Source organism: Acinetobacter sp. CIP 64.7 (assembly GCF_000369745.1).
In the GTDB taxonomy this organism is placed as follows: Bacteria; Pseudomonadota; Gammaproteobacteria; order Pseudomonadales; family Moraxellaceae; genus Acinetobacter; species Acinetobacter fasciculus.
This window is the reverse complement of record NZ_KB850179.1, coordinates 1,589,731-1,603,235: the sequence shown is the minus strand read 5'-3', so window position 1 is coordinate 1,603,235 and position 13,505 is coordinate 1,589,731. Positions and strand designations below refer to the sequence as shown.

General features: G+C 43.8%; 14 protein-coding genes. 8 read left to right on the top strand and 6 right to left on the bottom strand.

Features of this window, described 5'->3' with window-relative positions:
- The first annotated feature begins 321 nt into the window (after window positions 1–321).
- From F890_RS14230 to F890_RS14205, 6 genes are all read left to right on the top strand, one after another.
- On the top strand, window positions 322–2,178 hold the full coding sequence (locus tag F890_RS14230) for a putative bifunctional diguanylate cyclase/phosphodiesterase (protein WP_005103194.1): 1,857 nt from the start codon (window positions 322–324) through the stop codon (window positions 2,176–2,178).
- Window positions 2,179–2,322: 144 nt separating this feature from the next.
- Entirely contained in the window at window positions 2,323–3,915 is a 1,593-nt protein-coding gene (locus tag F890_RS14225) for a peptide chain release factor 3 (protein WP_004647433.1), read from the top strand.
- Between the two features lie 111 nt (window positions 3,916–4,026).
- Entirely contained in the window at window positions 4,027–4,851 is an 825-nt protein-coding gene (locus tag F890_RS14220) for a hypothetical protein (protein ID WP_005103197.1), read from the top strand.
- Between the two features lie 44 nt (window positions 4,852–4,895).
- Window positions 4,896–5,858, top strand: a complete 963-nt coding sequence (locus F890_RS14215; protein ID WP_005103199.1) for an RsiV family protein — start codon at window positions 4,896–4,898, stop codon at window positions 5,856–5,858.
- Window positions 5,855–6,676, top strand: a complete 822-nt coding sequence (locus F890_RS14210; RefSeq protein WP_005267462.1) for a TatD family hydrolase — start codon at window positions 5,855–5,857, stop codon at window positions 6,674–6,676. Before F890_RS14215 ends, F890_RS14210 begins: the two co-directional genes overlap by 4 nt.
- A 127-nt stretch (window positions 6,677–6,803) precedes the next feature.
- The gene (locus F890_RS14205; RefSeq protein WP_004647438.1) at window positions 6,804–7,610 is read left to right on the top strand and encodes an enoyl-ACP reductase FabI; all 807 of its coding nucleotides are present in this window, start codon (window positions 6,804–6,806) and stop codon (window positions 7,608–7,610) included.
- A gap of 114 nt (window positions 7,611–7,724) precedes the next feature.
- Here F890_RS14205 and F890_RS14200 read toward each other — a convergent pair whose 3' ends face one another.
- The 5 genes from F890_RS14200 to rsgA all read right to left on the bottom strand — a co-directional run bounded on the left by F890_RS14200 (window position 7,725) and on the right by rsgA (window position 11,484).
- The gene (locus F890_RS14200) at window positions 7,725–8,957 is read right to left on the bottom strand and encodes a transposase (RefSeq protein ID WP_004730312.1); all 1,233 of its coding nucleotides are present in this window, start codon (window positions 8,955–8,957) and stop codon (window positions 7,725–7,727) included.
- Window positions 8,958–9,150: 193 nt separating this feature from the next.
- A complete protein-coding gene (secB, locus tag F890_RS14195; protein ID WP_004647439.1) occupies window positions 9,151–9,609 on the bottom strand; it encodes a protein-export chaperone SecB in 459 nt (152 codons plus the stop codon).
- 39 nt (window positions 9,610–9,648) lie between these two features.
- Window positions 9,649–9,903, bottom strand: coding sequence for a glutaredoxin 3 (gene grxC / locus F890_RS14190; RefSeq protein WP_005261807.1), 255 nt, complete (start codon window positions 9,901–9,903; stop codon window positions 9,649–9,651).
- 21 nt (window positions 9,904–9,924) lie between these two features.
- A complete protein-coding gene (locus tag F890_RS14185; RefSeq protein ID WP_004278386.1) occupies window positions 9,925–10,332 on the bottom strand; it encodes a rhodanese-like domain-containing protein in 408 nt (135 codons plus the stop codon).
- Between the two features lie 93 nt (window positions 10,333–10,425).
- A complete protein-coding gene (gene rsgA, locus F890_RS14180; protein WP_005103207.1) occupies window positions 10,426–11,484 on the bottom strand; it encodes a ribosome small subunit-dependent GTPase A in 1,059 nt (352 codons plus the stop codon).
- Between the two features lie 125 nt (window positions 11,485–11,609).
- Between rsgA and orn the strand changes: the two genes are divergently transcribed.
- On the top strand, window positions 11,610–12,167 hold the full coding sequence (orn, locus tag F890_RS14175) for an oligoribonuclease (protein WP_005107901.1): 558 nt from the start codon (window positions 11,610–11,612) through the stop codon (window positions 12,165–12,167).
- Between the two features lie 41 nt (window positions 12,168–12,208).
- On the opposite strand, the gene F890_RS14170 is transcribed toward orn, so the two are convergent.
- A complete protein-coding gene (locus F890_RS14170) occupies window positions 12,209–12,454 on the bottom strand; it encodes a hypothetical protein (protein ID WP_005103211.1) in 246 nt (81 codons plus the stop codon).
- A 182-nt stretch (window positions 12,455–12,636) separates the two neighbouring features.
- Between F890_RS14170 and F890_RS14165 the strand changes: the two genes are divergently transcribed.
- Window positions 12,637–13,407, top strand: coding sequence for a tRNA threonylcarbamoyladenosine dehydratase (locus tag F890_RS14165; protein ID WP_005103214.1), 771 nt, complete (start codon window positions 12,637–12,639; stop codon window positions 13,405–13,407).
- The last annotated feature ends 98 nt before the right edge of the window (window positions 13,408–13,505 follow it).

Here is a 13,505-nt window from a genome sequence, read left to right as displayed (position 1 = left end):
AAATAAAAAGAAAAAAATTGTGATGGTGATCGAATAAATGAGCTAAAAAAATGAAGCTAAATATTTGCTTAAATTTGAAACACTTCTAATATATAAGTCATATTTTATTTTTCTGTTGAGTCTTATTTTTGGGGCAATTCTCAACCTTGAATGAAAGAAATATAAATTCTAAATTTTAGTTAAGACTGATGCTGTTGCAGATCAATTGGCTTGCATGGATGGTCAGTCTTGAGATTTTACTGAGTTCAAATTTGACCGGGTGAAAATGGAAATATCAGTGCAGAGCATAATAAAAATGATCACCGCTGGGGAACATTTTATATGATTGACATTCAGCATGATATTGGTCTGGTCATCAGCTCCGTTCTTTCTGCATTGGTCGCTTGCTCTCTCATCGCACGGATTAAAAAAATTGCTTCAGGCGCTTCACAGCCAAACTTTAAAATCTTCAGTTTAATGCTAACCGCCATACTATTGGGCCTACTCATCTGGTTGATCCATTTTATCGGGCTGACAGCAGGTTTTGTGCTGAATAAATACGAGCTGGATTGGGGGGCGCTGCTTCTATCTGTTCTGGTGATATGTATTGCCGCTATGTTTACCCTCTGGTTAAGTACCAGAAGTACCTGGTCATTTTTCCGGGCAGTTCTCGTAGCAGGTGTGATCGCACTCGGCATCTTTGGCATGCACTCTATTAGCATGATGTCATTCAATTTTACTGCTGCCCATGTGCAACAGTCACCGGAATTAGTTCAGGCCCATGATCAGCTATTCCTGGCCGTGGTACTGATGAGTGGATTGCTGCTGGTGACGCTGATGTATATCATCATGTCTGAACTGCGTGTGGGATTACGCAACCGTCAGCTTGTATGGGCGAATCAACAAATTGAAAATCAGACCATTCAAGATAATCTGACCAAATTGCCTAACCGTTTGTATCTGGTTGAATATGCAAATCTGCTATTTTCAGATCAGTCCGAACAGCAGCATGAAATAGCTTTTTTATATATCGATCTGGATCGTTTTAAGGCGGTCAATGATGTGTTTGGCCATCTGGTCGGTGATCAGTTGCTGATTCAATTGACCACGCGGATTCATCTGTTATTAGGCCATCATTCCAAGCTGCTCAGAATCGGTGGGGATGAATTTCTGCTGGTACTGGAAAATACTTCAGTCGCCAAAGCTGCAAAAATGTCAGAACAGATTCTTGAACTGATTCAGGAAAGTTTCCTGATTGAAGGCAAGAGTATTCATATCTCGGGCAGTATTGGTATTGCCATGTATCCGGAGCACGGCAAAAATTTACAGGATCTGCTGGTCAATGCTGATGCCGCGATGCTGAGTTCCAAGTATCAGGGACGCAATACCTATTCAGTCTTTAATTATTCTACCGACCAGGATGAAAGCAAAAGCCAAAGCACCCTGATTAATGACCTATATAAAGCCGTGGAAGAGCAGCAGTTTGTGCTGTTTTATCAGCCCAAGTTTCGGACCAAGGATCGTAGCTTGTGTGGGGTAGAGGCATTAATTCGCTGGAACCATCCCCAGTTTGGTTTGCTCGGCCCGAATCTGTTTATCAATGCGGCTGAAAAAACTGGATTGATTATTCAAATGGGCTATTGGGCATTGGAACTGGCTTGTCAGCAGATTCAAAAATGGCAACGGACACATACTGAATTTTTCCCTATCGCGGTCAATTTGTCTGCGGTACAATTTGAACATAAGCATCTGTTTAGTACTTTAGAAAAGTTATTTGCACAATATAAAATCAGTCCTCAGCATTTAATGATCGAGATTACTGAATCGACTGCCATGCATCATATTGATGTGAGTATGCGCAGCTTTAAGCGCTTAAGACAAATGGGCATCCGTCTAGCCATTGATGATTTTGGTACAGGGCATTCCAGTTTTCTCTATTTAAAGAATTTCGCCGTAGATGAATTAAAAATTGACCGTGAATTTATCAAAAATCTGGCAGTCGGTTCCAAAGAAGAAATGATTCTGGAAAGCATTATTCAGCTGGCCATGAAACTGGGCTTGGTGGTAACCGCCGAAGGTGTTGAAACTGAAGCGCAAGCGGAAATTTTAACCCGGCTCGGTTGTGAACAGTTACAAGGTTTTTTACTGGGCTTGTCGGTAGATGAACAACGACTAGAAAACTTACAATTCCATGAATAGCGCTCTAATTCATTGAGCGTCAGGATAGATAGACAACATGGCTCACGGAACTCCACCCTGAAACTCTGCTACAATATCGCCAATTTTTTTCATATTGATCGAATTTGATCTCGAATGCTGTGCATTGAGCAGTAGGTGTATTTCATGAGCTTTAAGCAAGAACTGGCGGCACAAGTCGCCCAGCGACGTACGTTCGCTATTATTTCCCACCCCGATGCCGGTAAAACCACCATGACAGAAAAATTGCTGTTATGGGGTCAGGCTATTCAGGTGGCCGGGATGGTAAAAAGCCGTAAATCTGACCGGGCCGCAACATCTGACTGGATGGAAATGGAAAAAGAGCGTGGTATCTCGATTACCACCTCGGTGATGCAATTTCCTTTTAAAGACAAGATGATCAATCTTCTGGACACCCCGGGACATGAAGACTTCTCGGAAGATACCTACCGTACCCTAACCGCGGTAGACTCAGCGCTGATGGTGATTGATGGTGCAAAAGGTGTCGAAGACCGAACCATTAAATTGATGGAAGTGTGTCGTATGCGCGATACCCCGATCATCTCATTCGTCAACAAAATGGACCGTGAAATCCGTGAACCGCTTGAGCTTCTGGATGAAATCGAAAACGTTCTGAAAATTAAATGTGTTCCGATCACCTGGCCGCTCGGTACTGGCCGTGATTTTGCCGGTGTATTCAATTTAATCGAAGAAAAATTCTACGTGTATAAAGCCGGTTTCGGTTCAGTCATTACCGAGATCGAAGTGCGAGATGGTTATGACTATCCTGATCTTCGTGAGAAAGTGGGTGAACTGGCTTGGGCGGCATTTGAAGAATCGCTGGAACTGGTACAAATGGCCAATGAGCCTTTAGATCGTGAAGAATTCCTGGCCGGTCGTCAAACGCCTGTGTTGTTCGGTACAGCCTTGGGTAACTTTGGTGTCGACCATGTTCTGGATGCCTTCAGTCAATATGCACCATCTCCTAAAGCCCATCCGACCCAAGATCGTGTTGTAGAAGCGGATGAAGAAGGCTTTACCGGTTTTGTCTTCAAGATTCAGGCCAATATGGATCCGAAACACCGTGACCGTATTGCCTTCATGCGGATCTGTTCAGGCAAGTATGAAAAAGGCTTGAAGATGAAGCATGTACGTTTGGATAAAGATGTGCGCATCAGCGATGCCTTAACTTTCTTGGCCGGTGATCGTCAGCATCTGGAAGAAGCTTGGCCGGGTGATATTATTGGTCTGCATAACCATGGCACCATCCAGATTGGTGATACATTTACCTCGGGTGAGAAACTTCAGTTTACCGGTATTCCGCACTTTGCGCCTGAAATGTTCCGCCGTGTCCGCTTGAAGGATCCATTAAAATCCAAGCAGCTGCAAAAAGGTCTGAAAGAGCTGTCTGAAGAAGGGGCAACCCAGGTATTCATGCCACAGAATAACAACGACCTGATCGTGGGTGCGGTGGGTGTGCTACAGTTTGAAGTGGTGGCTTACCGTCTGAAAGAAGAATACAAAGTTGATTGTGTTTACGAACCGGTCAGCATCAACACAGTACGTTGGGTGTCTTGCGATGACGAGAAGAAATTCAACGAATTCAAGAAAAAAGCTCATGACCAGTTGTCTGTCGATGGTGGTGGTCATTTGACATATCTTGCACCAAGCCGCGTGAATTTGCAGCTGATGCAAGAACGTTATCCGGACATCGTGTTCCACAATACGCGTGAACACTAAACTTTAACGTTCCGCAGCTAAAGTTTAAAAATATCAAACAGCTTCTCCGGAAGCTGTTTTATTTTATGCTACATTTAAGCAATTAATAACTCGATAGATATAGCAAAGAGAATGAAGCTCAGCAAGGAAGTCGTCCTCGGTTCTGTGATTGGTTTAAGTCTTGTCCTGAGTGGCTGTGATCAAAGCGAAAAAGAGCCTGTTAATACTCCGGAAAATGAGAAAATCACCGCAGCTCAGCAGACCGCAGATGTTTTGCCTTATCTGAATATTCAAGAGCAGCCGGCCAAGATTGCCTTGCCATTTTGTGAAAATAAAAACTGTATCAATCTGGATATTCAGACCTTGCATACGGTTGATCCATGGATGAACCAATGGATTGAAAAGCAGCAGGCCAAAGTGATCCAGGATCAAATCGGCTTGAAACAGGACATGAATTTACAGCAGGCGATCAATGCCTATGTAAAAAAATCGGATGCCTGGCAGGCGCAGCTCAATTTGAACAAGGCTTATGAACTGTCGCTATATACCCGTATTCCTTACCAGCGCAATCAATATGTATTGATGCAGATCGGGGTCGATACCAAACAGGAAAATGTCAGCGTGCATGAGCGCTATTATTTTTTTGTGGCTGATCGCCACCAGCAGAAAATGCTGACCCCACTGGATATTATCGATCCTAAGCAACAGTTATTAATGGATCAGATTATTCAGCAAGCCTATGAGACATGGCTCAAAGAAAATGATCAGCAAGTGCAGCAGAAAGCGCCGAAAAAACTGTATTGGGGACAAGCTGACTGGTTTTTTGATCAGGAAGGTATTGGTCTGCATTTTCGCAGCCATGAAATTAGCAAAGACGCCAAACAACTGGATATTTATTTAACAAAACAACAAACACAACAGGTCTTGAAAGCTGATATCTATCAGCATATGTTTTAAAGCTCATGATCCTGCAAGATTACAGGTTCCAAAAAGGTGAATGAATGCCAAAATACAAGAATATCTTTTGTCTATCCATACTGGCGTCAGCGATCTTGCTGAGTGCCTGTCAGCCAAAGAGTAATGAGCCGGAAGAATCAAGTACTTCCGAAGTGGTACAAGCCGAAGCTGAAGCACTTAAACTCAACGGCGATACTGAAAAGCTCAAGCTGGCGATGCCAGAATGTGAAGACAAAAGCTGTCCGGAAATCTCGATCGAACGTCTGAACAGTAATCAGAGCTTTATTGATGAATGGATCGACCAGCAGATTCTGCAACAGTTGAAAAATATCCTGTCTGTTGATGCAATTGAACCGGCAAAAGTGAGCGCTGCCAGCGAAGCAGACGTTGCCGCCTCTGAACCTAAAGCGGCTTTGGCCACAGTGACCACACCGAAACAGGAGCTTGAACAGCAAACCCAGCCTTATATGCAGACTTTCTTGAATCTGGATAAGGAGCTTAAGGCCCTGAGTGCCAGTCATAGTATTAGCCTGATGATTAAGCCCAAGATTCTGACTTCAGGAGATCCATTGGCGACCGTGGTTCTGAACAGTAGTTACTATTTGGGAGGCGCACACGGCGCATCTGCACAGACTTATTATAATTTTGATCTGGAGCAGAAAAAACTGGTTAAGCTGGATGACATTATTGCGGCCAAACAGAAAGCCCAACTGGAAGCGCGTGCTTATGATGCGTTTAAAAACTGGGTGGTAGAATCCAAGCTGGCCAAAGATGTGGCGGAATATGAACAGGCCTGGAAGTTCAAACTCACCGATAATTTCTATCTGGCTCAACAAGGTCTGGTCTTGCAATATGCCGAATATGAAATTGGGCCATATGTGGTTGGCTTGCCACGTTTAATGATTCCTTATGAGCAGCTACAAGGTGTACTGAAACCTGAATATCTGCCTAAAACTGAAAAAGCTGCCTCTGAGGCACAGCCAGCATCTGCTGCAAAAGCCAAATGACCTTAAAACTGTTTGATACGCATACCCATTTTGATGTTCCCGATTTTGATCCTGATCGGGAACAGTTGGCGTATGCGGCCAAAGCGGCAGGTGTCGAGCATCTGGTTCTAATTGGTTTTTTACAAAACCGTTTTGCTGATCTGTTAGGAACTCACGACTTTATTAATGACCTGGAAAATGCACCGCAAAGTCATTTAGCACCGGGCTTGCATCCATTTTATATTGAACAGCATCAGACTGATCATTTACAGGAGCTGGAACAGCTGCTTAAAAATGAGCACTGTATTGCCATTGGTGAAATCGGTTTGGATACCTTTTTAAAACAGCACAAACAGGCTGAAATTTTTCAGAAGCAAAAAGATTTTTTTGCTGCACAGCTTGAACTGGCACAGCAATTTGATAAGCCGGTTTTGCTGCATATCCGCAAATCGCATGCGGAGGTTTTGCAGATTTTAAAACAGCAGCAGTTTAAACAGGGCGGCATTGCGCATGCCTTTGGTGGTGGGATTGAGGAAGCCAAGGCTTTTATCAAGCTGGGATTCAAACTGGGCATCACCGGGCAAATCACCAATCTAAATGCCAAAAAACTTCATCAAGTGGTGCAGTATGTCGGACCAGAACATTTGGTATTGGAAACTGACTGTCCGGATATGACGCCACTCTGTTGTCAAAGCTCGACCGAGCAACGTACCCGAAATACACCTGCAAATTTACCTTATGTGCTGCAAGGACTGGCAAAGAGCCTGCATATGCACAAAGAGGAACTGGCTGAACAGCTCTGGCAAAATACTCATCAGGCCCTGCATCTGACCATTTAAGTTAATACTCTTAACTCAGTCTTAAATTCCCAGTTCATCATAAATCGAAAAAAAGGTGCATTATGCAATTTCTAAAATGCTTCAGACTTGGCATCATGCCATATACATTCTTTTAGGTGAGATTCACATGGCACAAGGACTTTTGGCGGGTAAGCGCTTCTTGATCGCGGGCATTGCGAGTAAATTATCGATTGCTTTTGGTATTGCTCAAGCATTGCATCGTGAAGGTGCTGAATTGGCTTTTACTTATCCAAATGAAAAGCTGAAAAAGCGGGTAGATGACTTTGCTGAACAGTTTGGTTCGAAACTGGTTTTTCCTTGTGATGTGGCAGTCGATGCTGAAATTGACCATGCATTTGCCGAACTGGCTAAACATTGGGATGGTCTGGACGGCGTAGTGCATTCTATCGGTTTTGCACCGGCACATACGCTAGATGGTGACTTCACCGAGATCACGGATCGTGAAGGCTTTAATATTGCACATGACATCAGTGCTTATAGCTTTATTGCAATGGCACGTGCGGCAAAACCTTTGCTACAAGTCCGTCAAGGTTGTTTGCTGACATTGACCTATCAAGGTTCTGAGCGCGTTATGCCGAACTATAACGTGATGGGTATGGCCAAAGCCTCTTTAGAAGCAGGCGTACGTTATTTGGCGTCTAGCTTGGGTCAGGAAGGTATTCGTGTGAATGCGATCTCTGCGGGTCCAATCCGTACTCTGGCAGCTTCAGGTATTAAATCGTTCCGTAAAATGCTTGACCTGAATGAGAAAGTTGCTCCATTAAAACGTAATGTGACGATTGAAGATGTCGGTAATGCCGCATTATTCCTGTGCTCGCCATGGGCTAACGGAATTACTGGTGAAATTCTGTATGTTGATGCCGGCTTTAACACTGTTGGGATGAGCGCTGATTTGATGGCGGATGCAGAATAAATCTTATAAGTTCTCTCTCCCTCAGGGAGAGAGTTAGAGAGAGGGGTTCTAGAATTTAACTAATTAATTTACCTCTCCCTAACCCTCTCCTAAAAGGCATAGGTATCTACACATCTATGAGATACCTAATGCCATTGTGGCTATCTCATTGAGTTCATCTATTGAATATTCCGAGAGCAGTTGAAGAGTGTTCAGTAAAATCGAAAGCCCTGCCAATAAGGCAGGTGCACTTTCCAACCTACCTCTTTTCTGCTGCCGACCTGAAAGACGGGTGAGAAATACACGAATTTTCTGATGGTGTTCATCTTCAGAACGCTGGATTCGCCAAGTTAAAACACAAGCCATACAGCTAATCAGTAACCGCCTTAAAATGGCTTCAGGTCTGGTCTGAAGCCATGCTTCAATATCATGACCTGCCTGCTTGAGCAGCTTGAAATAGCATTCAATTGTCCAGCGCCAGTAATACCAGGTCGTCATCTCTACCGTAGTAATCTCTGATGGAACATTGCTGATTAGTGACCATCTTGCGACGGTCTTATCCTGATCATCTTTCACTACGGCAACAATTAATCTGGCTTCAATCGCACTCCCTGGCTGGGGAGCAACCCGTTGGCCTGAATCGTCATTTCTCTTCGGTTTTGCTGCACGTGTTATCCGGATAGCAGTTTCTCCCACATGCAACATATGCCGGTTTCCTTTATAGGCAATCGGCTGGACCTGCTGCGTTTCTACTCGTTCTGCGGCTTCTGCAACTTTGCATGTTTTGCCCTGATGCTCAATTCGATGGCCTTCTTTCGCCCGAATCAGCCATTTAAAACCCTGGCTGCTCATTTCCCTTAGGTGGGCAATGGAGTCACCTTCACGATCAATGATATGAACACATGTTTTCTCAATGGGATATTGTTCAATCACTTTGATTTGTTCGGTAAGTGAATCTAGATGAGATTTGCGCCCAGCAGAGTGTTGACTGAATGTGGAATAGCAGCCTGAGGCATCTGATAGTGTCTGCGCCAGTGGCGCAATAGGTAGTCCCGAGGCTGCATCAACCAGCAGACTGCTTTGCAATTCATAGCCTGAATCATATTGATGGGTTCTTTGCAGGCGCTGAATTTTATGATGGTGTTTCACATACTGTAGCTGAGACCAGTCATGAACAATCAATGCATATTGATGCGGTGATGCCTTGATCTGTTCACATGCAAGATGTTCAATTGGCTGGTTTAACTGACTAAAAGAGATTTTGTCATTATTCAGGAATCGCCAGACCGCTTGTGTGGTTGCGAAACTCGACTTTTGGGCAGAAGCCAGGTCTTTGATTGCCGGAGCAAGTGAAGCAAGAGGGTTCATATTGAGCTTTACAAGGCTGTTATAGCGCTTGACAAGACGCTGATCCAGGCCAGAGATGTTAAATTGAAGAGCATGCTCTTCAATTTAACGCAAAGTTCAGGAATTGTGTAGATACCTATGCCTAAAAGGAGAGGGAAAAAAAGAAATAAAAAAGACCGCATAAGCGGTCTTTTTTATATTTGAAGGATAGCGATTAAGCTTGACCATCCACAGCAGCAGCTTGCGCACGTTGCATATTGGCTTCAAATTCAGCATCAAAGTTGATTGGAGTCAATAGCAATTGTGGGAAGCTGCCTTTAGTCACCATATCATTCACTGCTTCACGTAGGAACGGGAACAGGATGTTCGGGCAGTATGCACCCAAGATATATGGAAGACGCTCTTCTTCAACGCCATCGACCAGGAAAATACCGGCTTGAGTTACATCAACGATAAACGCGGTATCACCTTCGTTGGTTGCTTGAACCACGACTTTCAAAGCCACTTCAAAATGAGTTTCATCAATTTTTTCTGCAGAAGAAGAAAGGTTGATGTTTAACTCAGGTTGCCATTGCTTAGTAAAAACTTGCGCCCCAGGAACTTCAAAAGAAATATCTTTGGTATAAATACGCTCTAATGCCAATTGTGGTTGAGCTTGTTGTTCTTCACTCATTTTTTGATCCTTAATATGAAGTGATAATTTTAATAAAAGTTAAGCCAGCAATTCATCAAGCTTGCCTTCACGCTCTAAAGCATAAAGTTGGTCAAAACCACCCATGAACTGATCATTGATAAAAATTTGTGGCACGGTACGGTGATTAGTACGCTGCATCAATTCAAGACGGACTTCTGGTGCTTCTTGAGACAAGTTAATCTCTTTATATGCCACACCTTTACGTTCCAGTAGCTGTTTTGCACGCACGCAATAAGGACACACTGTGGTCGAATAAATAGTAACTTCAGCCATGATCAATCTCCTGTTCGTGGATTATTTGCTTTTCACCAAAGGTAAACCTTGAGCTTTCCAGTTGCTGACGCCGCCATCAAGACGGTAGGCATCGGCATGACCGACCTGCTGTAACGCAGTACCAGCCACCTGTCCAAGGTTACAAATGAACACCAAAGGGCGATCAGATGCTTTCAGCTCTTCAACATGTTTTGTAATCTGGCTATATGGAATATTACGGCTGCCGCTGATATGACCTTCACGAAAGTCTTTGGCATCACGTAAATCAATCAGCATGGCATTTTTTGCTTTGACTAAAATTCCCAGCGATTGCGGAGAAATTTTGCGACCGTTACGTTGACCTTCGATAATGAAGAACAAAACCACTAATACCGCGAGTGTTCCAAATAAGAAGGGGTGATTCCCCATAAACTCGAACCAACGTTCCACAATTCACCTAATTACAATTTTAAAATTGCCAAGAGTATAGCTCATAAATATGGTGATCAAAATCACCGCTTCAAGGGCCAAGGGTTAAGAAAATTAATTTTTTTGCTGTGCTTCAGTGATTTCGTCGATTAAACGTAAATAGCTGTCCAGTCGGCGCGGTAAAATTTCACCTGCGGCAGCAGCCTGACGCAAAGCACATTGTTTTTCATGCTTATGGGTACAGTTACGGAACTGACAATGGCCGAGCAGGTTTTCAATTTCAGGAAAGCCGCTTTGTACCTTATCTAAAGTCAGATGCCACAGGCCAAATTCACGAATTCCCGGAGAGTCAATCAGGGCGGCACCTTCACCAAAACCGATCAAGCGCGTTGATGTCGTAGTGTGCTGACCAAGTGCCGAGTTTTCCGAAATAATATTGGTTTTCTGTGCGGCATCCGGCACGATCGCATTAATCAGCGTGCTTTTACCCACACCAGATTGACCGACGAAAGCCACCGTTTCATTTTCCAGACGATTAGACAGTGCAGTCAGGTCGCCATCGGATTGGGTCTGCATCACTTCATAACCGAGATCTTGATATTCTTGCAGCAGAGTCAGAATCGGATCGTTTTCTTTTAACAAATCGGCTTTATTCATCACCAGCAATGCAGGAATATCGGCATCGGCACAGGCCACCAGATAACGGTCGATCAGGCCCGGCGCTGGCTCAGGCAATGGTGCAAACACGATCACAATCAGTGAAATGTTGGCCGCTACCGGTTTAACCTTGTGATAGCGGTCGGGGCGTGTCAATAAGGATTTTCGGGGATGAATCGCGGTGATAATTCCTAAACCGGTATTCGGATCGGCTTGCCATTTGACCCGGTCACCCGTGACCAATAAATCCAGATTGGTTCGAGTATGACAGCGCCAGACGCTGTCCAGTTCAATCTCTTTCCAGAAAGGTTCAGGCTCACCATCGGCGACCACAGGTTTTTCAGGGTGAATGTCAGGGCGAGACAAAGCTTGCACTTCAAGTTGGCGGCCATAATGTTGCACCACTAAACCTTCAAGATCACTGGAGGTATCGAGATCTTCTTGACGTGTTTTCTGTTGTTTCTGAATGCGGCGCTGTTGTTGCTCTGTCAGACGACGCTTACGTATTAAGGCCATTCATATCCTAAAAAAACCGGGTAAATCAGATGGCAAAAATAGCATGAAGCAGCCCCCGAATGACACCCAAGATGTAATTAATTTGCTACTATAGTTGTTTTTAAACCCAATAAGATTGCACATTTATGAGCAGCACCGCTGATACCCGCCTGATTTGGATTGACCTTGAAATGACAGGTCTAGACACAGACAATGATCAAATTATTGAAATTGCAACAATTGTAACCGATGACAATTTGAATATTTTGGCAGAAGGTCCTGTGCTTGCGGTACATCAGCCTGCACGTCTGTTAAATGCCATGGATGAGTGGAACACTCGCCAGCATGGCCAGTCTGGTCTGATTGAACGTGTACGTCGCAGTAAACTGACCGCTCAGGATGCCGAACAGCAAACTATTGAATTCCTGAAAAAATGGGTCAATCCAAAATCTTCACCGATGTGTGGTAACTCGATCTGTCAGGATCGCCGTTTCTTGCACCGCCTGATGCCTGAACTGGAGCAGTATTTCCATTACCGTAATCTGGATGTATCTTCAGTGAAAGAACTGGCCAAACGCTGGCGCCCGGAAATCATGAGCGGTCTCAAGAAAAATGCCTCGCATCTGGCGATGGATGACATTCGTGATTCGATTGCGGAATTGAAATACTATCGTGAATATTTTTTCATCATGAATAAAGATTAATTCCGATACATGAAAAAGAGGCGAAAGCCTCTTTTTTTATTTTACTGAACTGGATTTTTTCTAGTGTAAAACTGCTCCATGCTTTCAAAGCCTACCCACAAGAGTAATAACACAATCAGATGATTCTGTGTTTCATAACGATCGAAAATAACTAAGCCAAATAATCCTAAAGTCATTAAACGAATGAGAATGCTGAGATAATAATTTTTGTTCTTTTGGCTGATCACAACATAAAAATAAAGCCCGATACAAACAATGTTCAAACCCAAAAGGGTGTTAAATAGCATGACATTCCACTCCTTTTGGCCAAATGACATAGAATTAATTTGTTGATATTTTAATCAATCGCGAGTCGGTTGTCGCTCTCATCCAATCTGAATGTCATTTAAATCGATCAAAAATTTAGTGGCGGTAAAGAAAAGCGGATTTTGCTAAAATGATCCGGTATTTTTATTGCTATAGATGACCTATGACTGACCTGCTTCAAGATGATGAATATGACCGCCGTTTTGCTGGTGTTGCCAAAATTTATGGAGAAGACAGCTTTAACCATTATGAAAAAAGTCATGTGATGGTGATTGGTATCGGTGGTGTCGGTTCATGGGCGGTAGAAGCACTGGCACGTAGCGGTGTGGGCGAGCTGACCTTGGTCGATATGGATGTGGTGGCCGCGTCTAATATTAACCGTCAATTGCCTGCCATGAGTACGACATTAGGTCACGAAAAAATTGAAGTTATGGCCGAGCGTTGCCGTGCAATTAATCCACGGATTAAAATCAATCTAATTGATGATTATCTGACGCCTGAGAATATCAAAGAAATTTTAGCTCCGACACCGGATCTGATTTTAGATTGCATCGATGATGTCAAAGCCAAATTTGCCCTGATGCTACATTGTCGCTTTAACAAGATTCCTTTAATTGTATCGGGCGGGGCAGGTGGCAAACTGGATCCACTGAAAATTCGTGTTGCAGATTTATCTAAAACCGAACAGGACCCGATGCTGGCCAAATTGCGTGCCCAGTTACGTGCTAAAGGCATCTGTAAAAAGCCCAAAGAAAAATTCGGCATTACCTGTGTCTATTCAATTGATAATCCATTCTCCAGTGCCGATGTCTGCGCCAGTGCCGGCTTGCGCTGTGGGGGGTATGGCTCTGCCGTGGTGGTGACTTCGAGCTTTGCCATGGTTGCCGTGGCAGAAGGTTTGAAAAAGCTCGATAGTAAAAGAGCAAAAGCCTGATTTAAAAAATAAAAAGCACAATCTATGTGCTTTTTTTAAACTGGCGTTTAGAATGAAAGGATTCATTCGCAGAACAAAAATAATGTTTTGGAGCAGCT